A 20226-nucleotide genomic window follows, 5' to 3' on the forward strand; every position below is an offset into this window, starting at 1 on the left:
GGGGGCTTAAAACTTAAAGTCATAGGTAAGGGAAGGAAGCGGCACCCCAATCACCGACAGTTTGTAGGCTTTGGGTGGGGAGAATCTTTCATGCCTATAAAACACCGAGAAGGCGTTTCGGCGGCCGTACACGTTGTTTACAGACAGATTCCAGCGGCCTTCCCACTTCTTGTTTTTCTTGTGGTTGGTCTCAATAGTCAGGGAAAGGTCCAGGCGATGGTAATCTGGGATGCGGGCCTGGTTTCTGTCTCCGTAGATAGGCACCACCATGCCTTCGTTTAGGTAATGGCCTATAGGCGCCGTGGTAGGTCGGCCGGTGCTGTACGTAAAATTTGAGGTGAGCGCCACCCTGCGGTTCATTTGCCAGGCCGTCACCAGATTGAAGGTATGTGGCTTGTCATGGTTGCTGGAATAGAACTCGCCCCGGTTGATTTGCTCCTCTGGGTTGTCTGAAGCCACCTGAATCAAGGACCGGGCATAGGTGTAACTGGTCCAACCGGTGAAGTTGCCGCTCTTTTTAGAAAGCAGGACCTCGGCCCCGTAAGACTTGCCTCTGCCTGCCAGTAAATCTGCCTCCAGCGTGGGGTTCAGCCACAATTCGGCGCCCTCCTTATAATCAAGTTGGTTCTGACTTTTCTTGTAATATCCTTCCACTGAGAACTCCCATGCGTTATCGGCGGAGTTTCTGAAATAACCCAACGACCACTGGTCGCCCAACTGCGGTTTGAGGTACCGGTTGCTGCTCTGCCAGAAGTCAATTGGAGAGATTCCCACCGTGCTGGAGATCAGGTGCAGGTATTGGCGCATGCGCTGGTAACCGGCTTTCAAGGAGCTCCCCTCGGTAAGGCTGAACTTCAGGGATACTCTCGGCTCCAAGCCGCTATAGCGGGCAATAGTCTCTCCGGAAGCAAAGTACAGCGTGTCTTGGATGGTGCGCCTTCTCATGGGTTCACCAGGGGCGTAGGTATAGACCTCGCCGGGACCCAGGTTCCAGAAGGAGGAATACCGCAATCCTACCATGGCTGTCCACCTGGGGCTGATGGTGTATTCATCGCTGATGTACACCGCACCTTCCAGTGATTGCTGATACGGCAAGGCAGCTCCGTTTACCGATGATTCTGCGGAAACGGGGCTTAAAACACCCGGCTTGAGTTCATATCTTTTTCCCTGCACCCCTACCAAGAACTGATGTTTCCCGGACACGTACGCGAGCTCAGATTTTACCTCGGCAGACCAGATGCCGTTTTCAAACGTGGCCGCCCGGGAGGCCAGTTCGTCTTTGGCCTGGAACGTGTATTGGCTCAGCACTGCACTTAGGGTACCTACCAGCTTGTCATTGAAAGAGTGGGTGTGCTTCAAGGAGGCTCCTATATTTTTCCAGGCGTACAAACTGTCTTGCGTGAAGCCGAAGGCATCGCTGCTGAAGTAAGCACCCAGGGCCAGTTTGTCTTTGTTACTGAACGTATGGTTGATTTGCCCGGTGATGTCATAGAAAGAGGCCCGGCTGCGCCGCAATTGTTCGTCTTTCAATTGTTTCAAAAACCAATTCAGATACGAAGCACGGCCCGCCAGCAGAAAACTGGTTTTTTCAGAACCCAGTGGACCTTCCAGTACCAGGCGGCTGGTCACCGGGCCAATGCCACCTTTACCTGTCAGTTTGGTGGCATTGCCTTCTTTCTGTTTTACCTCCAACACCGAAGAAAGCCGCCCCCCATATTGCGCCGGCACCCCGCCCCGGTACAAGGTCACGTTCTGCACCGCGTCTGGGTTAAAGACCGAGAAAAAACCGAACAGGTGGGAAGGATTGTACACCGGCACCTCGCCCATGAGCACCAGATTCTGATCGGTGCTTCCGCCACGCACGTTAAAACCACCGGAGCCCTCCCCTACTGAGCTTACCCCCGGCAGCAGCATGATGGTTTTCACCACATCCACCTCTCCCATGAAGGTAGGCATTTTGCGCACCACCTGCATGTCCAGCTTGTTCACGCCCATGTCCACGCTGTTCACGTTCTGGTCGGTGAGCCGGTCTGAGTTGATCTGTACCTCACGCAACTGCACCGCTGACTCATGTAGATTGAGGTCTAAGGTTCCATTGGCATACAGGCCCACAATCCGTTCCTCGGGCAGCAAGCCCAACACTTTATAGGAAACCAAGTGCTCACCCACCGGCAAACTCAACGAATAAGCGCCATTGGCATCAGTCATAACGTTGACCTTCAAGGCCTCTACTGACACCGTGGCCCCGGCCAACTTCTGGCCATTTTTTGCATGGGTGAGGGTACCCCGCAAGGAAACTTTAGGTGCCCTGGAGGCATTCTGCGGACTTCCAATCTCCACCCTGTTCAAGGGCCTTCCTTGGCTGTCTTTGGTGGCCAATACGGGTTGCATAGAACCGGCTGGCTTGATAATGATGGCGTACGGGTGATAGGAAACAGCTTCTAATGTTGTGCCTTCCAAGGCCTTTTGCAGCACCTCCCTGATGGGTTTTCGCTCAAAGGTGGCAGTCACCTTGATGTCCGTGAGCCACTGGGCCTGGTAATAGAACCTGACAGGAGTTTTGGCCTCTATATCGGTTAGGATGCTCTGCAGGGTTGCCTGTTCATAGGTACCCGTGAACAGCGTATCGGGGCTGGTCTGAGCGGCGGCAGGAAATGAAAAGAAGCAGAGGCAGTGAAGTAGCAGAACAAATACGGGGGAGAAGCGCATGTAAGGCTTTGTTATATAGTGTTCCAAAGTATAGGTTATCGTCTTATTGAGCAATAAAATGTTTGTATATTATTATAATCTCACCAGTTCCTATACTCCAGCCCAACAACTCCCCTTTCTTCTGATCTTTTAAACCAGACCTGTTTGTTTTAGGCATTCTTTTCAATTTCTGCCCCAAAAGGGCACAAAGGATCTGGCAAGGTTAGACCACGCTTTTATTCTTGACAAAGAAACTCTGGCCAACCCCTATGTCCGCTTCCTTACTGCAAATTAGTAAGTTGAGAATCCTACTTAATGTAAGGCAGATAAACAGGAATCTATTCTGCCTTAAAAACAAAATAAGCGTTGGATAAAAAAAGAAGCTTGAAAACAACCTAAGAAAGCATGCGTTTCCAGGTGCCTTTGCGGAGGTTGTACTTAAGGGTACTGGGTAGGGCTTTCCACCAGTAACTATTCATTTCCACGGCGAAACTAGGCTGCATGTAGCAGTTGATAGTGCAACCCTCGCAGGCAGGCAGACGACCTTCCAGGGCAATGAGCTGCTTTACTTCTTTAGACTTGTAGAGTTCGTACAGATTTCCGTTTACCGGAAACTTCTGGGTTCCAAGGTGGTAGCAGGGCAGCACCAACTCGTTTTCGGGGGAGATCACCAGGGTAGTACTGGCGGCTTTGCAGACCGGTTTGTCTATGTGGTTGCCGCCGTCTTTACGAAGCTGCACGAATGCCTCGTTCAAGTACACCCATTTCTGTTTGCTGAACTTGACCAGATAATCCAGTTCTTCTGCCGAAAGCTGTTCTCCAGTTTCTACCTGGTTGTACTCAAAGGCGGGGTTAAGGAGCAGCATCAGTTTGTTAGGCAAGCAGATTTCCTGGTACACCCGTTCAATCTGGGCAAGGTTGTGCTTGAAAACGGTGAACAGGATATCGGGGCGCTCGCCCAGGCTTAAGGCAATCTTGATGGACTCCAGCACGAAGTCAAAGCAAGCTACTCCCCGTCCAGTATCGTGCTCAGTTTTATCAGCCGAGTCCAGGGAAAAGTGCAGCATGTCTACCTTGCCTTTGAGGCGCTCGGCCCATTTGGGGTACAGCAGGCCGTTGGTGGTAAGGGTGGTAATAAACCCCATGTCCTGGGCTACCTCCAAAAACTGGTCTATCTGCCGGTGCAGCAAGGGCTCGCCGCCGGTAAAATCTACCACGTTCACGCCCAACTTGCGCAAATCGCGGAGGTTTTGCTTTACATCCTCCAACTGAATGTACGGCGAAGGCTTCTCCCAGATGTCGCAGAACGAGCATTTGGCATTGCAGCGGTACGTCACGTAATAATTGGCCAGTACAGGATGATGGATTAAGCGCATTCTCTGGTTAAATGGATACTTGGCACCTGCAAGGTACGCATTGCTTACGGATTTAAACTATCACCAGTCCGTTTAGGGACAGGAAGGGCAGATACCAAAGGGCAAACTAAAACCAAGAACGATTGTTTTACACAGCTTTTGAAAGACCACAGACTGAAGAGAGCAGCACTGCAATTTCGTTTTTTGCTTCCTCTTAAGAAATGGTCCTGAAACGAGAAAGGAAGAGAATAAGCGAAATCAGCACACCCTTTTTCCGGCTTCATTTCAGAAAGATAGGGGAAAAATGGAAAGTGCTTATCCAAGGCCTTTGAGGCGCACTTCATGGTAGTAGTTGCAGAGGTCCTGCAAGACACAGACCTCGCATTTGGGATGGCTCCAGGTACAGATCTTCTGGCCGTGCTTGAGCATGTGCCGGTGCAGGTTGTACAAGACCAACGCATCTTTAGGCAGCATATCCAGCAAAATCTGATGGGCTTTGTCATGCGTCACCTTGGCCCCGATAAGCCCCACCCGCTGACTGATGCGGTGCACGTGCGTGTCTACCGGAAAAACAGGCTTATGAAAGTTAAACAAGAGAACCAAGGTAGCGGTTTTCAATCCAACGCCGGGCAAGGCCATCAGCCAAGCCATGGCTTCGGGCACGTCCAGTTCCTGCAGAAAGTTTATCGAAAAATCTGGGTGCTCTCCTTGGATGATGCGCAGTGCTTTCTGGATATTCACCGCCTTGGCTCCCGGGAACTCAGCGGGGGCCAGAGCTTCGGTCAGTTCCTCCACGGGCGCGGCCATTACCTGCTCCCAACTGGGAAATTTCTCGAGCATCTGGAAGTAAGCTTTCTCTTCGTTGGCGTGCGTGGTACGGTGCGAGAGCATGGTGGAAATGAGCTCTCGCATGGGGTCGCGGCGCGGATGTCCAGAAAGATGACCAAAAACTTCATTTAGTCGTATATGAACTTGCCATATCTTTTCTGAGGGAGAAAGTTGCTGATATGCTTCAGCCATAGCCATGTATTTTCCCCTCTAAACGAGCCCCCGATGGTAAAGTTTGCGTGAAAAACCCTTCAATTGTAGTACAAAGGATGGCCTTAGATTTAAACAACTATGAAATTTACCTTTTTAGGGACAGGCGGAGCTTTTGACGTGGCATACGGCAACTCGGCTGCATTAGTGGAATTCAAGGGGCACACGCTCCTGTTGGACTGCGGTTTCACCGTTTATCCCACCCTCAGGCAGCATCAGCTCACCCGGGGCATAGAATTTATTCTGCTTACGCACCTGCACAATGACCACACCGGCAGCCTTGCCAATATCTTACTACATTGCCATTATTTTAATCCAAATTGTCGCCCCACCATCTTGTACCCAGATGATGATTTCAGAGACGAAGTCTATGAGTTTTTGAGGCTTCAGATCCAGAAACCCGAGAAATACGTTGATTTCACACCTCTTTCAGAGTTGCCTGGCATCACCGCGGTTGACACGTACGGGCAGCATGCTGAGAAATTACAGACATACGCCTACGTCTTTGAAGAAAACGGGGAAAGGATAGTATTTTCAGGTGACTTAGGTCAACCCGAACCGCTTTTTGCCTATTTACGCGGAATGCCTCCCAAAGCCACCACGGTGTTCCATGACGTTACTTTCTCTGAGGAGAACACGGCCCATACCTACTACAAAAGGCTGATTCCCATGTCTAAGGACTACGACATCTTCGGCTACCACTGTGACCCCACTCAGAGCCCAGAAGACAATCCATTCAAGTTAGTAGCTCACCAGCCTCACTTAATGCTTTCAAAACCTTTACAGGAGGCAGTAAGTTAATAAAAGCGTTTACTTTATCATTCCTTTACAAGGTACAGACAGGTTGCCGTAACACCCATGGGTGAAGTAAGCTGCTTTTGTTCCTTGGTTCGCCTACTAGACCGACCGCTGCATGACCTTCTCCTTCGCGACAGATCAGGAACATACTCATTTCAAAAAAAGCCCGCTTCTCATTGCCTATGTGCTCCTTTTTGGGCTGTTCTGGGCCTACACCGGATTCACCACTTCTGATTCAAAGAACTGGTGGCTGGAAAACACGCTCACGTTCACGGCCATCATCTTCTTGGTGGCATTTTACAAGTACTTCCGGTTTTCTGACTTTAGCTACACCTGCATCTTCCTGTACCTGATGCTGCACGTGTATGGGGCCCAGCACACCTACGCCGAGAACCCTTTGGGCTTCTGGGTGAAGGAGCAACTGAACTTGGAACGCAACCATTATGACCGATTGGTGCATTTTGGCTTTGGGTTCTTTTTGGCGTACCCCATGCAGGAAGTGTTCAGGCGGGCCACCCACATGCGTTCTTCGTTCACTTATCTCCTGCCCATTGAGTTAACCGTAAGTATGGGCGCCTTGTACGAGTTGCTGGAATGGGTGGTGGCCGATATCTTCTTCCCTACGCAGGGCATGACCTACCTGGGCACCCAAGGCGATATCTGGGATGCCCAGAAAGACATTGCCGTAGCCTTTGTGGGAGCCCTTATCACCATGTCAGCCGTTTCCCTCTCCCGAAAAAAACAGCGCCCCTGATCCGCTTTTCACCTGTTCTATGAAAAACACCTGAAAAGCGGGTCAGGGGCGCTGCAAAAGTCACCTTCTTACAAAAGTGATTAGTCGTATTTTACCTTAATGTCGTCTCCTTCAATCTTCACCTTCCCGCGCGGGGTTTCAATCTTAGTTTCCTCGGCAGAGATCTTGATTTTGGTGTCTCCGGCTACGTATTTCACCTCTTTAGAAGCCCTTCGGTAATAGTGTTGCCGCCGTAGCCAGTAGTTCTTTAATTGCGGCAGATCTAATTGGTTTGACCGGCGGGCATCCTGCGCCAAAGACCGTTGCAGCTGGCTTCTGGTAGGTCTTACGTATTTCTTTGGCTTGGCCGAAGCTTTACGGGCAGAAGTGCCGGAAGCTGAGGTAGAGGCTGCTGCTGTGGAAGTAGCCGCGGCATTGTTTCCCTCAGAGCTAGAGGCTGCTGGTGTTTGCGTGCCGGCAGAGCTAGTGGCTCCCGTTCCGGTGCCGCTTCTTGAATCGGGGCTTGAAACCCCTTCTGCTTCTGTGTCTGCGTAAGTTTCTGTATCTGCGTACTCCCCTGCCCCAGTGTCAGTCTCTGATAAGACCGTGTCAATCTCCAAGGTATCCGGGGTTAGGACCAAGGTATCTTCCACCGACGTTTTAGGCAAATCAGCCACCGCTTCTTTCTCTTTCACCCGTTCACATGCCCCCAACACGGACAGCAACATCACTAGAAAGAGCATATTCTTTATTTTTCCCATGCTTTTCGCTCCTTTGTTTTCCTCCCCTAAACGCGGAAATCAGCCTGAGGTTAACAAACGCACTTTTCACAAGGCACTTACCAACCTTTGGGCAAAAAGAAAGGCTAACCATTTAGGTTAGCCTTTCTTTTTAAAGTATGCTGGTTACTTATTTGATCTCACCACGCTCAGCGGCTTTCTTCAACTCTTCGCTGGCGAAAATCGCAACTTCCACGCGGCGGTTCTGCTGACGGCCTGCGGCAGTGGTGTTATCTGCTACTGGCTGTGAAGAACCGTAACCACGGGTCTGTAAACGGCTACGCTCCACGCCCAAAGAAGCGGCGTAATCTGCTACAGACTGGGCTCTGCGCTCAGAAAGTGGTTGGTTGATGGCATCGGTACCAGTGTTGTCAGCGTGTCCTTCAATTAACACGTTGGTACCTGGGTATTTTTTCAAGGTTTCTGCCAGCTTCTGGATATCGGCTCTGGAAGAGGATTGTAACTCGGCAGAGTTGGTAGCGAACAGAAGGCCTGCATCAAAGGTTACTTTGATACCTTCGCCTACGCGTTCTACCTCGGCGTTCTTCATTTCACGCTCCAGTTCTTCCGCTTGTTTGTCCATGCGCCGGCCAATTACGGCACCAGTGGCACCCCCTACCGCAGCCCCAATGATGGCTCCACGGGCAGTGTTACCAGTAGCTTTTCCAATGATACCCCCTAAAACAGCACCTCCACCAGCGCCAAGAAGACCGCCTTTAGTGGTTTTGTTCATGCCTTTTTTCTGGGTAGTAGTATCAGTAGTACTGGCCGTTTGACTTGATTTGCAGGAAGAGAAAAGTAAGCTTCCTACTAACATGGCAGTGAATGTTCCTTTCAAAATTTTCATAGTTCTCGGTTTTTTTGGTTGTAAACGTAGCTTAAAGTTGGTTAGTATCGGAGTACATACTCATTTCAAAACAAAATGTTCTGGTGACGTTCCCCTTTGCTAATCCTGTGCAATAATAATCGTGCCAGAAGAAAAATAAAAAGACCCACCTCTATTTTAAGGCAGGTCTAATTTATCTCTAAGTGCCCAAATGGGCCTATTTCACTGTTGCTGCTTTATTTGCGGCTTCCACCGGCGTTGCTATTTCTTCTGGCTTCAAGAGGGTAAGCAGGTCAGAAATGCGGGTTTTAAGCTCCTTGCGGTGTACAATAAAATCAAGGAAGCCGTGCTCCAAGACAAATTCTGCGCTCTGGAATCCTTTAGGCAAATCTTTCCCGATGGTTTCTTTGATAACCCGAGGACCGGCAAACCCAATGAGGGCACCCGGCTCAGAGATGTTGAAATCACCCAGCATGGCGAAAGAGGCAGTCACTCCTCCGGTAGTTGGGTCTGTGAGCAGGGAAATGTACGGCACCTTCTCCTCAGAAAGCAAGGCTAGCTTCGCAGAAGTTTTGGCCATCTGCATGAGCGAGTAACCAGCTTCCATCATACGCGCCCCGCCAGACTTAGAGATCATCAGGAACGGAATCTTATGCACGCGGCTGTAATCAATGGCCCGGGCTATTTTCTCACCTACCACTGACCCCATGGACCCACCGATGAAGTTGAAGTCCATACAGGCAATCACCAGGTCTAACCCATTGATGGTACCATGGGCGGTACGTACGGCGTCTTTCAGGTTGGTTTTGCGCTGGGTGGCCTTGATTCTGTCTGGGTACGGTTTGGTATCCACAAAATTCAAGGGGTCTGAAGAGGTCAGATTCTCGTCCAGTTCCTGGAACTCGTTTTCATCAAACAATACCTCAAAGTACTCCTGCGAGTTAATACGATCATGAAAATCGCATTTGGCACAGGTATACAGTTGTGTCCGGTGCTCAGCAGTACTGATAACGGTCTTACACTCGGGGCACTTATGCCACAGACCGTCAGGGGTTTCTTTTTTCTGCTCCGTTGGGGTGACGATCCCTTTTTCTACTCTTTTAAACCAAGCCATATGATGCTCTAAAGGTTTTTTATCAACAATGAAGCCTCCAGTGGGGAAACCGCAAGCAGTTACAAATTCACGTGCAAAGATAAAAAAGAAAAGGTAGCTCCCTAGTTTACCTTACAAATCAGGATTTCTCTTGCCAGAGGGGTTGTACCGAAATTCCTATCTATTTGTTTCTGAGATGCCTTACAGAACGCACCTACTTCCAGAAAATCATTCCTGCTACAAGAGGAAGGTGCTCTTTTACGGCCCTTTTTGCCAAAAGGTCTGGAAAACAACCCATGACCTGCAAAACAGAATCAGGGTTTTGCTTCTGAAGGAAGCGAAACCGTTTTCAGGGGAGCCAACAGATTCCTTTAAGCCTGGAGTTGTATTTTGTCTTTTCAGCGGGTACTAGGGCCACCTCTCTACCGGAGCAAAATCAGTCGCGTTTTTCTCCTTAGCACAAACATCACTCGCTCAATACTTTATAACGAGCGAAAAGTAAATTAGAATACTTTAGGCAATTATTATTTATTTGCGTCCGTTTCAAAGCCAAGGTTTCTGGCGGAAGCTACCTGCCTGCAAGCCCTCCTATTTTGTCACCAAAACCTGTTACTATAACTTAACACCTATGAAGAAAACACGTTTCGCCTCATCCGCCGCCGCCTTGATCTTAGGAGTAGCTGTACTTGGTTCCTGTGTCTCATCTAAGAAATACAAAGAACTGGAAGCGAGCAAAAATGCGCTGGAACAAGAGAAAACTGCTGCTCAGCGCAGCCTGGAACAAGCCAACGCCGATCTGCGTGACCGTGATGCCAAACTGGCCCAGTACCAACAGCAAATTGCCCAGAAAGAAAGAATCCTGAATGAACTGAGAGAATCTGTGAACGAGGCGCTGGCTGGTTTCAAGGAGCAAGGCTTGACCGTAGCCATCCGGGACGGAAAGGTATATGTGACCATGCCAGAGAAACTCCTGTTCGCCTCCGGAAGCACCAAAGTAAACCCTAACGGTCAATCGGCGTTGGGCAAACTGGCGTCTGCCATCAGATCACAACGCGACACCGAGATCTTGATTGAAGGCCATACCGATGACGTGGCCGTGGCCGCCGACAACGTGACCTACAAAGACAACTGGGACCTGAGCGTCCTGCGTGCCACCGAGATCACCCGCTTATTGGTGAACAACGGGGTTCCGCCGCAGATGGTAGTACCGGCCGGCCGCGGACAGTACACGCCGGTAGCCATGACCCGCACCCCAGAGGCCCGTCAAAGCAACCGCCGCACCGAGATCATTCTGGCGCCTAACTTCGAGAAAATCCTGAAGCTGATCCAGACAAATTAACCTTCATCAGGCAGATGCCTTTTGTCAGGAAACAGCATTAATCAAAGAAGCCGGGCGTAAGGTCCGGCTTCTTCTGTTTTAAGGCTTCTTTTGCTTTTTTCTGTTAAAAACGGGTAAAAGGGTTTTGGGCAACTGCCGGTGCTGCTTATCTTTGGGTACCTGCTGGCTAACCGCCGCTACAAACGTAACATCTTTGCACCGGCCTGTCTGGTACAAATCCACTACAACCCTGCCATTTGCATTTTTAACATTTACATATCCCTGTCATGTTTCACCAATCCTTGCTCCGGTATGCCGGGGTGGCCCTTTTGAGTACCTTTTTCTTAGGTTCCTGCACCACTACCAAGAAGTACAACTCCCTTTTAGCCCAAAAAGTAAAACTGGAGCGCGACAAAGCCGATACCCAAAGCGCGCTTTCTAAATCTAAAAAAGAGAACGTAGAGCTGTCTAAACAGGTGGCCGACCTAACCGAGTACCGCTCGCAGTTGGCGGCAGATACTGCCTTGCTGGGCGGTGCCCTTCGGAAAACCCAGTCCATGTACGCCGACCTGAGTTCTACTTATGACAAGCTCATCAAAAACCATGACCGCCTCATGGCCAACAGCGCGCTGGAGTCTTCTAAGCTTTCAAAAGACCTTTCGCGCCGCGATGAGGAGCTAAATAAACTAAACGAAACCCTGAGCAAGAACCGCTCACAGCTGGACCAGTTAAGCAAAGACCTCAAAACCCGCGAAGAACGCCTGAATGAACTGGAGCGTATCCTCGCCGAAAAAGACAAGGCGGTAAACGCCCTGCGCACCAAAGTAAGCAACGCCCTCCTGGGCTTCAACAGCAAAGACCTGTCGGTGAATGTCCGGAACGGGAAAGTGTACGTGTCTTTGTCTGAGCAACTGTTGTTTAAATCTGGCTCCACCAAAGTGGATGTAAAAGGACAGGATGCCTTGCGCAAGCTGGCCACCGCTCTCAAAGACCAACAGGATGTTAACGTAGTGGTAGAAGGCCACACCGATGACGTACCGGTATCACGTGGAACCGCCGGCATGCAGGACAACTGGGACCTAAGCGTACTGCGCGCCACCGAGATCACCCGCATTCTCACCAACGCTGGGCTCGCCGGTACCAAGATCACGCCTTCTGGCCGTGCCGAAAACGTGCCGTTGGATGTAGCCAAAACCGCCGATGCCCGCCAGAAAAACCGCCGTACCGAGATCATCCTCACGCCTAAACTGGATGAACTTTTCCAGATTCTGGAGGCAAACTAGTTTAAACCTTTATTGAGAAAACACCGGTAAAAAGCACCCAGCTATTTCCCGGTCATTTTCTGCAAATCGCCCCTACCTCACCAGCTCAGGCAGTTGGAAGTCTAGGGGCGATTTGCTTTACAGGAGGATGCCACCAGGTTTTGGGGGCTCTTTTACATCTACATAAAAGAGAGTACCTTTAACCCTTCATCCCCGCAACGGTATAGGTTCTACCCTTTAAGATAAGAGACTAATTCATGAGCAAGATTACCATCCGCAGTTTCGAAGACTTGCAGCAGTATGAGGGAACTGAGATTGGCGTGTCTGAGTACCACACCATCACCCAGGAGCAGATCAACCTTTTCGCCGATGCTACTTTAGACCACCAATGGATTCACCTGGATGCGGAGCGGGCTAAAACAGAATCGCCTTTCAAGAGCACCATCGCCCACGGCTACCTAACGGTTTCGCTACTGCCCTATCTTTGGGGTCAGATTATCTCCATTGAGAACCTGAAAATGCAGGTAAACTATGAAATTGAAAGCCTCCGGTTCAACCAGGCCGTGGTTGTTGACAGTGCCCTGCGCCTGCGGGTAAAACTTCTGACGGCCGTAAACCTGAGAGGCGTGATCAAAGCGCGTCTGGAGGTGACCATGGAAATAGAGAACAGCAAAAAACCCGCTTTCACCGGCATTATCACGTTCCTCTACCATTTCAATTAATCTGGGTACGGCAAACCTACCCTCCCTACACTAGAAATTTCTCAAAGGGCGCTTAGAAACCTAAGTGCCCTTTTCTTTTTGCCCCGCTTTAGAGCAGTTTTCTTGAAAATACGCCCTAAACCCTAGGGTTAAACTTTGCGCTTGCTTTCGTTAGGCCATCTAAGCAAACCCTTCCGCAGCAGAAGAAGTATGAAGAACTTTGGCTAAGCACATTCTTATGAGTTCTCTCTTCACTCCCCTACAGATTAAAAGCATTGAATTAAAAAACCGCATTGTGGTTTCACCCATGTGCCAGTACTCCAGCCAGGATGGGTTTGCGAACGACTGGCATTTGGTGCACCTGGGAAGCCGAGCCGTAGGTGGCGCGGGTTTGATTATTCTGGAGGCTACTGGAGTTTCGCCGGAGGCTCGCATCACGCCCCATGACCTGGGCATCTGGAAAGACGAACACCTGCCCAACCTCAAGCGAATTGTCTCCTTTCTGGAGGCGAACGGCTCAATAGCAGGCATTCAGTTGGCGCACGCGGGCCGTAAAGCCAGCCATCGCTCTCCCTGGGAAGGCGGCAAAGCCCTGCACCCCGGCGAGGAAGGTGCCTGGACAACCGTTGCTCCTAGTGCCATCCCTTTTCAGGAAGGCGGCATCACGCCCATAGAGCTTGACAAGGCCGGAATCCAGAAAGTGATTGCAGATTTCAAATCGGCCGCCGCCCGGGCTTTGGAGGCTGGCTTCAAAGTAGTGGAGATACACGGGGCCCACGGCTATCTGCTGCACCAGTTCTTTTCGCCGTTAAGCAACCACCGCACTGATGATTACGGCGGCTCGTTTGAAAACCGCACTAGGCTGCTGCTAGAAGTAGTGGACAGCGTACAAGAGGTCTGGCCGCCAGAGTACCCGCTGTTTGTGCGCATCTCCGCCACCGACTGGACCGAGGACGGCTGGAACGAGAAGGACTCCGTGGTTCTGGCCCGCCTGTTGAAAGAAAAGGGCGTGGACTTGATTGACACCTCTACCGGCGGCAACGTACCCAAAGTGCGCATCCCGGTTGGGCCAGGCTACCAAGTACAGTTTGCCGAGAAAATCAAGAAAGAAGCTGGCATTATGACGGGCGCCGTAGGCATGATTACCTCACCCCAGCAAGCCGAAGACATCATTTCCAGCGGGCAGGCCGATGTGGTCTTGTTGGCGCGCGAGCTGCTGCGTGATCCTTATTTCCCGTTGCGGGCTGCTAAAAAGTTGGGGGTAGACCTGGAGTGGCCGGTGCAATACCAACGGGCCAGAGATTAACTTCAAAACAAAACCGGCCTGTGCCTTTTAAGCTTGTTTTCCAGAAAGGAAGCTTAATAACGCAGGCCGGTTTCTTTATAAGAAGATGCCTAAAACTTGAGCATGAAATCGGTCAGGTTCTCGCTGCGGTCCAGAGACAGACGCTTTCTTAGGCGGTAACGGCTAATCTCCACCCCTCGTACCGAGATGTTCAGCAATTGCGCAATGTCTTTGGTAGTTAGATTCAGGCGAAGGTAGGTGCTGAGTTTAATTTCCTGTGGGGTAAGATTAGGGAACTGGTCCTGCAAGCGGTGGATGAAATCACCGTGAACGTGGTTGAAGTGCAGCTCAAATTGCTTCCAGTCCACATCGCTGGTGAGGTTCTGGTCAATGCTCCGGATAATCTTCTTCAGTTCTTCCTGCGAAGCCGTGCGTCCGCCGTTTTTCAGGATTTCCTGCAACTCTAGCTTCACATTGCTCAGCAACTCGTTTTTGTTGATCAGGTGAATGGTGGAATAGGTCAGTTCACGGTTTTTGTGGTCCAACTCGGCCTGGAACTTCTCATTTCGCAGGCGGTCTATCTCCTGTTCACTCTGGTTGGTGATGTGCCTGATCTCAATCTCCTTCTGCCCCAGTTTGCGCTCTTTGTCTAGCAAGATGCGGCGTTTCTCGTTCTTGAACCGCTTGTCTACCTGATAGAAGGCGGCCCCTAACAGAAGCATCCCCAAAATAGTGTACACCACATACGCCCAGGTACTGCGGTAAAAAGGCGGCGCCACCACAAACTCAAAGCTCTTGGCCTCACTGACAATGCCATAGATGTTGCGGGCCCTCACCTGGAAAACATAGGTCCCCTCGGGTAGATTGGTGTATTCTTTCTCCGTTTTAGTCGTCCAGCCAGACCAGCCGGCATCAAAATTCTTCAAATAGTACTGGAACTGCGTTTTCTCGGGCTTTTCGTAAAAAGAGGCAGCATACGCAAACCGCAGCGAGTTAAAGTCATACGGCAGCTCGGTATCAGAGGCGTTGTCTAGCAGCCGGCCCGAAAGTAAAAGGGAATCAGCTTCATTGGAAGTGGTGTACACCCGGGCTAACCGGGTATGGAACGGGGCCATCCGTTTGCTTTTAGCCGCGTTGTAATGGATGAACCCTTCCTTGGCCCCAAACAGCACGTTATTGATATCCATCACCTGGATAAAGCTGAGGTCATCGTTCAGCTGTTCGCGCAGGTTTTGGAACAGGCGGTCTTCCATGGTGGGCTTCCCGAACTTGTCAAAGGAGATTTTACCCACGCGCTGATTAGAAATGAAATAGATATTGCCCTGTACGTCTTCCTCCATTTCAATGACATGCTCGGTGGCGCCAAAAAGCTTAGAATACTGCTGGTCCAGCACAAACCGGTCTTTGGCCTTGTCAAACCGGTAGATCCCATACAGCGCCGGGAAAATCAGCTCGTTTCGGATTTTCTCCATGTTCACCAACTGGTCAGAGGGCAGGCCGTTCTTGGAGTTGTAAAACCTGACCGAGGTGATTTTCTCAGTGTTTTGGTCAAAAGCGATCCTAAACAGCCCCTTGTACCCGTGGGCCATCCAGAGTTCGCCGTCTTTGTCAAACTCCAGCACCCGCGAGGACTCCTCAAGTCCCGGCAAGTTTTTCAGGAAACTGACGCCCTCAGGTGTGGCGGAGAGCAGACTGATGCCTTTGTAAGAACCCATTAGCACCTTGCCGGGCTGGTTGGGCAGCGGCACGAAGTCCCAGGCCCCGGCCCCTGGGGTAAGCACTGTCGCCTGCCCCTCTTTGATGATAAAAGGCCCGTTATGGTGCCCCATCAATACATGGCTAGCCAATTGGTTCAAATGATATACCTGCCCAATGCTGTTGGGGACCAAGGAAAAACTCTTCTTCTGGGAAGAAAGCTCAGACACAAACAACCCGCTGTTGGTGCCTAGAAATAAGGAATTCCCTTTCCGCAGCGCCGCATACCCGGTACCAGACAAGCCCATCGTCCCGTCTAGACGGCTGAAGGGCGAACTCAGTTCTACCATGGAAATGCCGTTGTTCATGCCCAGCCAAAGGTTGTCCTGCGTGTCTTGGTACACTGAGTGGATGGTATTGTCCAGGAGTCCTTCCTTCAGGGTAGTGTTCAGCAGCATACGGCCCTGGTTGTCCATGACAATCAAGCCCTTGTTCTGGGTAGCGAGGGCAAAGTTCCCGTCTTTTAACAGCAGCGCCTGGTTCACGAGAAGCCCGGCCAAGTCTGGCGCCACCTGGAAAGGGGTCACTCCTAGCCCGTCATACAGATATGCGCCTTCTTTGATAGTGAAGATGATGAGCCGGTTTTTATCATAAGGCAGAATAGAAGCAATCTGTTTTTCGGCGAAAAAGCTGCAACCAGGCAATAACCGCAGCCTGTTGTTTTCCAGAACCGAAAGCCCCCGTCCCCATACCAGCGAGTAAATCTCCTTGTTCACCTGGAAAGAGAATTCCAGCGGTGTGCCGGGCGTAATCACCTGAACTTTTTGGCCAGGCACATAGGAGAAAATGTTCTTGAAGGTGAAGAAATAGATACGACCCTCCTGCTCATAGATGCGCCATACTTCATCAAAGTTCCGGTACTTTTGTGGCAAGCTATCTGCCAGGGAAAAGTACTTGAGAATGCCCTGCTGGTCTGGCTTGAAGTACCCAAAGTCTGCCTGGGTACCCACGTACACTCGTTCATCATTGCCCACGTGCACCGACCTGACCTTGGTCCCGTTCTTAGGCGAGTACAGGGTCCAGGTGGCGCCGTCAAACTCCAGCAACCCAAAGTTATTGGCAATGTAAAGCATCTCTCTGTCATCCTGCACAATGCCCCAACTCTGAATACCTCCTTTGAACTCCTCGGGCTTATAATTGCGGATGATAGGGTTGCCAAAGAAGTAGTGCTGTGCCTGTACTGTAGGGGTAACCAGCACCACCAAACAGAGCAGAATCCATCTGACCAAACCTTCTCTACCTAGCATATCAAATGCGACATTAGTATATTAGACTTTAAATGTAGTGATGTAATTGCGAAAAGTTAATTTTAAGGAATAATTTCTTAAAAAAACAGCACAGCACTAGCAAAAACGCCCTTTCTACCCACCTGATGTAGTTCTGATGTAGTGGTCTACCTACCTCTGATGTAGTATTGATGTACCCTGAAGCTAGGAGTTACCCTCCCTACTCAACTACTTTTATCTCGGCTTAACAGCACAACCCATAACTAATCCTACACATGAAGAAAAAGCTACTTGTAGTTCTGCTATTCCACCTCTGCGGAATAGCATTTGCCCAGACCTCCATCACTGGGCGCGTCACTTCGGCCCGGGGCGGGGAACCGCTTCCAGGCGTAAGTGTGGTAGTGAAAGGCACTACTGCCGGGGCGTCCACAGACGTGGAGGGCAGGTTCCAGATTCAGGCACCAGCCGCCGGCACCACCCTTGTTTTCTCTTACATCGGTTTCCTATCTAAAGAAGAACCTATCAATGGCAGAACTACCGTTAACGTTGCCCTTCAAGAAGACCAGCGAGCGCTGGAAGAAGTAGTGGTAGTGGGGTATGGCACCCAGCTTAGGAGAGAAGTTTCCACAGCCATTTCCTCTGTGACTTCTGAAGAAATCACCCAAACCCCGGTAACCCGTATTGAGCAGGCCCTGCAAGGACGGGTGGCAGGTGTGCAGGTGACCAACGTTTCTGGTCAACCCGGCGATGCCCCTACGGTACGCATCCGTGGTATAGGCTCAACCGGCAACTCTAACCCTATCTATATAGTGGATGGTTTTCCGGTGGGTGGCATTGATTACCTGAACCCGGGCGACATTGAGTCAATTGACGTGTTGAAAGATGCGGCCTCGGCAGCCATCTATGGAGCCAGAGGCGGTAACGGGGTAGTGATCATCACCACCAAGCAAGGAAGAAGAGACGGTACTATGAATGTCTCTTATGACGGCTACGTAGGGGTGCAGAATCCTTGGCGCAGATTAGAATTACTGAATGCCCGTGAGTACGCTACCTTGATGAACGAAGGTGCGGCAAACGCAGGCATGGCTCCTCCTTTCGCAGACCCGAGCCAATTCACCGGAGGCACCGACTGGCAAGACGCCATCTTTGAGAAAAACGCTCCTATCCAAAACCACCAGATCACCGTAACCGGCGGTACTGAAAAGTCGGCTTACTCAGCGGCTCTCTCCTACTTTGACCAGGATGGTATTGTTGGAGGTGACAAATCTAACTTCCAACGCTACACCGCCCGGGTGAACGCCGACAACCAAGTGAAAAGCTGGTTGAAGTTTGGCACCAACCTGTCGTACACGCACTTGAAAAGAAGAGCCTTTGACCCTAACCAGGAGTTTGGCGGTATCTTGAACAACGCCCTGAACATGGATCCGTTAACCCCGGTTTACGAGACAGATCCTGAAAAACTGGCCCAATCTACCTACACGCTTAACCCGGTGGTGAGAGACAATGACGGCCGCATCTTCGCTATCTCCCCCTATGTGTCACAAGAAGTAGTGAACCCCTTGGCCCGTCTTCAGGTTATGAACGGTCTTACCAACGTAGACAAGTTTGTAGGAAACATCTACGGCGAAGTGAAACTGCTGGAAGGTCTTACTTTCCGCTCTACCCTGGGCATTGACCTGGCTTATGTAGTTACCACCAATTACAACCCGGTTTACTTCCTGAATGCCGCCCAGCAAAACGGAACAGCCTTGGTGTCAAGAGGCACAGACCGGTACTACACCTGGCAATCAGAAAACTACTTCAACTACAACAAAACTTTTGGCGACCATAGCTTGGGCTTAACAGCGGGTACTTCGGCCATTAGATCCAGAAGCGAAGGCCTATATGGCTCTAACACTGGCTTGGTGACCTCTGACCCTAACATGGCTTATCTGAACCTAGCTGTTGGAGCCGGTACGGCCATTGCCACCGGTGGAGCCAGCGAAGGCGCCATCTTGTCTTTCTTTGGTAGAGCAAACTATAGCTACAAGAGCAGATACTTGTTCACGGCTACTGTGCGTAGAGACGGTTCTTCCAGATTTGGCCGCAACAATCAGTTTGCCACCTTCCCTTCTTTCTCTGCCGGTTGGGTTCTGTCTGATGAGCCTTTCTTCCCGCAAGGAGGCCTGATCAGCTTAGCTAAAATCAGAGGTTCTTGGGGACAAAACGGAAATGAGCAAATTGGGGGAGCGTACCCTTGGGCTGCCCAGATCGGCGTAGGCAGAGGCTACACTTTCTTCAGAGCAGATGGTTCTAAAGGCTATACCAGTGGTGCTGCCGCCATTGACGCCCCTAACCCAGAACTGAAGTGGGAAACCTCTGAGCAAACCGATTTAGGGATTGACCTGGCTTTCTTCAACAACGCCCTTTCTGTTACCGCTGATTACTACATTAAAACCACCAAAGGTCTATTGGTAAGACCACCCATCTTGGCCAGCACCGGATACAATGCTCCGTTCGTAAACGGTGGATCTGTAAGAAACTCAGGATTTGAATTCGCGGTCACCTACCAAGGCGATATCAGCGACTTTGGCTATAACATCGGATTGAACGGAAGCTTCAACAAAAATGAGGTAACCCAAATCAACAACGCAGAAGGGATCTTAACCGGTGCCAACTTCATTACCTACGGATTAGCGTCACAAAGCAAAGTAGGCATGCCTATCGGGTATTTCTACGGCTACAAAACCGCTGGTATCTTCCAGAACCAGGCCGAGGTAGAAGCTCAGACATTGCAGCCTAACGCCATGCCGGGTGATGTTCGCTTCGTGGACCTGAACAATGACGGCTCTTTGAATGGCTCTGACCGCACCATGATCGGGAACCCAACGCCTAAAACTGTATTAGGCCTGAACCTGGGCTTTGACTTCAAAGGCTTTGACATGAGCGCCTTCTTCAACAGCGCTTTCGGTCATCAGATCTTCAACGGTACCCGTCGTTATGACATCGTGCGGGCCAACCAGCAATCCAGATTCCTGAACCGCTGGACTGGCGAAGGCAGCACCAACGAGTATCCAAGATTCACCTGGAACGACACCAACGGAAACTACACCAGAGTATCTGACCTGTATGTGGAAGACGGAGATTATGTACGCCTGAAAACCTTACAGTTGGGCTACAGCTTACCAGCCGGTGTTCTGTCCAAAATCCGGATGCAGAAATTACGCATCTATGTATCTGCCGACAACCTGCTTACCCTTACTGATTACTCAGGATTTGATCCAGAGATTGGGGCCAGAGGCAGCTTAGACATAGGATTTGACCGCGGGGTGTATCCGCAGTCTAAAACGTTCAGACTTGGAGTTAACGCCACTTTCTAAAGATTTCACA

14 protein-coding genes are annotated in these 20226 nt (G+C 50.6%); 7 read left to right on the forward strand and 7 right to left on the reverse strand.

Translation table 11 applies throughout. From position 1 onward, the window contains the following. Positions 1-6: 6 nt before the first annotated feature. The 3 genes from ACW9SV_RS02500 to ACW9SV_RS02510 all read right to left on the reverse strand — a co-directional run bounded on the left by ACW9SV_RS02500 (position 7) and on the right by ACW9SV_RS02510 (position 4955). A complete protein-coding gene (locus tag ACW9SV_RS02500) occupies positions 7-2709 on the reverse strand; it encodes a TonB-dependent receptor (RefSeq protein ID WP_479555160.1) in 2703 nt (900 codons plus the stop codon). 374 nt (positions 2710-3083) lie between these two features. Beyond that, positions 3084-4064 (reverse strand): radical SAM protein, encoded by a 981-nt coding sequence (locus ACW9SV_RS02505; protein ID WP_479555161.1) that lies wholly within the window; start codon positions 4062-4064, stop codon positions 3084-3086. A gap of 294 nt (positions 4065-4358) precedes the next feature. Further along, positions 4359-4955 (reverse strand): endonuclease III domain-containing protein, encoded by a 597-nt coding sequence (locus ACW9SV_RS02510; protein WP_479555162.1) that lies wholly within the window; start codon positions 4953-4955, stop codon positions 4359-4361. Between the two features lie 207 nt (positions 4956-5162). On the opposite strand from ACW9SV_RS02510, the gene ACW9SV_RS02515 reads away from it, so the two are divergent. Together ACW9SV_RS02515 and ACW9SV_RS02520 are read left to right on the forward strand one after the other, a co-directional pair. Then, positions 5163-5882, forward strand: a complete 720-nt coding sequence (locus ACW9SV_RS02515) for an MBL fold metallo-hydrolase (RefSeq protein ID WP_479555163.1) — start codon at positions 5163-5165, stop codon at positions 5880-5882. Positions 5883-5994: 112 nt separating this feature from the next. Beyond that, positions 5995-6633: a DUF2238 domain-containing protein gene (locus ACW9SV_RS02520; RefSeq protein WP_479555164.1), complete on the forward strand. Its 639-nt coding sequence runs from the start codon at positions 5995-5997 to the stop codon at positions 6631-6633. Between the two features lie 80 nt (positions 6634-6713). On the opposite strand, the gene ACW9SV_RS02525 is transcribed toward ACW9SV_RS02520, so the two are convergent. The 3 genes from ACW9SV_RS02525 to accD form a co-directional block, all read right to left on the reverse strand. Beyond that, on the reverse strand, positions 6714-7373 hold the full coding sequence (locus ACW9SV_RS02525) for a hypothetical protein (RefSeq protein WP_479555165.1): 660 nt from the start codon (positions 7371-7373) through the stop codon (positions 6714-6716). Between the two features lie 148 nt (positions 7374-7521). After that, complete coding sequence (locus ACW9SV_RS02530) at positions 7522-8238, reverse strand: YiaD family glycine zipper/OmpA-like lipoprotein (RefSeq protein ID WP_479555166.1); 717 nt, start codon at positions 8236-8238, stop codon at positions 7522-7524. A gap of 196 nt (positions 8239-8434) precedes the next feature. Then, the gene (accD, locus tag ACW9SV_RS02535) at positions 8435-9331 is read right to left on the reverse strand and encodes an acetyl-CoA carboxylase, carboxyltransferase subunit beta (RefSeq protein ID WP_479555167.1); all 897 of its coding nucleotides are present in this window, start codon (positions 9329-9331) and stop codon (positions 8435-8437) included. Between the two features lie 607 nt (positions 9332-9938). Between accD and ACW9SV_RS02540 the strand changes: the two genes are divergently transcribed. The 4 genes from ACW9SV_RS02540 to namA all read left to right on the forward strand — a co-directional run bounded on the left by ACW9SV_RS02540 (position 9939) and on the right by namA (position 13897). Then, entirely contained in the window at positions 9939-10649 is a 711-nt protein-coding gene (locus ACW9SV_RS02540) for an OmpA/MotB family protein (RefSeq protein WP_479555168.1), read from the forward strand. 266 nt (positions 10650-10915) lie between these two features. Next, complete coding sequence (locus ACW9SV_RS02545; protein ID WP_479555169.1) at positions 10916-11911, forward strand: OmpA family protein; 996 nt, start codon at positions 10916-10918, stop codon at positions 11909-11911. A gap of 236 nt (positions 11912-12147) precedes the next feature. After that, a complete protein-coding gene (locus ACW9SV_RS02550) occupies positions 12148-12612 on the forward strand; it encodes a MaoC family dehydratase (RefSeq protein WP_479555170.1) in 465 nt (154 codons plus the stop codon). A gap of 217 nt (positions 12613-12829) precedes the next feature. Further along, on the forward strand, positions 12830-13897 hold the full coding sequence (namA, locus tag ACW9SV_RS02555; RefSeq protein ID WP_479555171.1) for an NADPH dehydrogenase NamA: 1068 nt from the start codon (positions 12830-12832) through the stop codon (positions 13895-13897). 89 nt (positions 13898-13986) lie between these two features. Here namA and ACW9SV_RS02560 read toward each other — a convergent pair whose 3' ends face one another. Beyond that, complete coding sequence (locus ACW9SV_RS02560) at positions 13987-16878, reverse strand: ligand-binding sensor domain-containing protein (protein ID WP_479555172.1); 2892 nt, start codon at positions 16876-16878, stop codon at positions 13987-13989. Between the two features lie 254 nt (positions 16879-17132). On the opposite strand from ACW9SV_RS02560, the gene ACW9SV_RS02565 reads away from it, so the two are divergent. Next, positions 17133-20216 (forward strand): SusC/RagA family TonB-linked outer membrane protein, encoded by a 3084-nt coding sequence (locus ACW9SV_RS02565; RefSeq protein ID WP_479555173.1) that lies wholly within the window; start codon positions 17133-17135, stop codon positions 20214-20216. Positions 20217-20226 lie beyond the last annotated feature (10 nt).

This window comes from Rufibacter sp. JT20002 (assembly GCF_056491185.1).

Excerpts from the sequence above, each read along its gene's own strand:
- ACW9SV_RS02500 (WP_479555160.1), bottom strand. The coding sequence starts at position 2,709 with ATGCGCTTCTCCCCCGTATTTGTTCTGCTACTTCACTGCCTCTGCTTC.
- ACW9SV_RS02505 (WP_479555161.1), bottom strand. The coding sequence starts at position 4,064 with ATGCGCTTAATCCATCATCCTGTACTGGCCAATTATTACGTGACGTAC.
- ACW9SV_RS02510 (WP_479555162.1), bottom strand. The coding sequence starts at position 4,955 with ATGCGAGAGCTCATTTCCACCATGCTCTCGCACCGTACCACGCACGCC.
- ACW9SV_RS02515 (WP_479555163.1), top strand. The coding sequence starts at position 5,163 with ATGAAATTTACCTTTTTAGGGACAGGCGGAGCTTTTGACGTGGCATAC.
- ACW9SV_RS02520 (WP_479555164.1), top strand. The coding sequence starts at position 5,995 with ATGACCTTCTCCTTCGCGACAGATCAGGAACATACTCATTTCAAAAAA.
- ACW9SV_RS02525 (WP_479555165.1), bottom strand. The coding sequence starts at position 7,373 with ATGGGAAAAATAAAGAATATGCTCTTTCTAGTGATGTTGCTGTCCGTG.
- ACW9SV_RS02530 (WP_479555166.1), bottom strand. The coding sequence starts at position 8,238 with ATGAAAATTTTGAAAGGAACATTCACTGCCATGTTAGTAGGAAGCTTA.
- accD (WP_479555167.1), bottom strand. The coding sequence starts at position 9,331 with ATGGCTTGGTTTAAAAGAGTAGAAAAAGGGATCGTCACCCCAACGGAG.
- ACW9SV_RS02540 (WP_479555168.1), top strand. The coding sequence starts at position 9,939 with ATGAAGAAAACACGTTTCGCCTCATCCGCCGCCGCCTTGATCTTAGGA.
- ACW9SV_RS02545 (WP_479555169.1), top strand. The coding sequence starts at position 10,916 with ATGTTTCACCAATCCTTGCTCCGGTATGCCGGGGTGGCCCTTTTGAGT.
- ACW9SV_RS02550 (WP_479555170.1), top strand. The coding sequence starts at position 12,148 with ATGAGCAAGATTACCATCCGCAGTTTCGAAGACTTGCAGCAGTATGAG.
- namA (WP_479555171.1), top strand. The coding sequence starts at position 12,830 with ATGAGTTCTCTCTTCACTCCCCTACAGATTAAAAGCATTGAATTAAAA.
- ACW9SV_RS02560 (WP_479555172.1), bottom strand. The coding sequence starts at position 16,878 with ATGCTAGGTAGAGAAGGTTTGGTCAGATGGATTCTGCTCTGTTTGGTG.
- ACW9SV_RS02565 (WP_479555173.1), top strand. The coding sequence starts at position 17,133 with ATGAAGAAAAAGCTACTTGTAGTTCTGCTATTCCACCTCTGCGGAATA.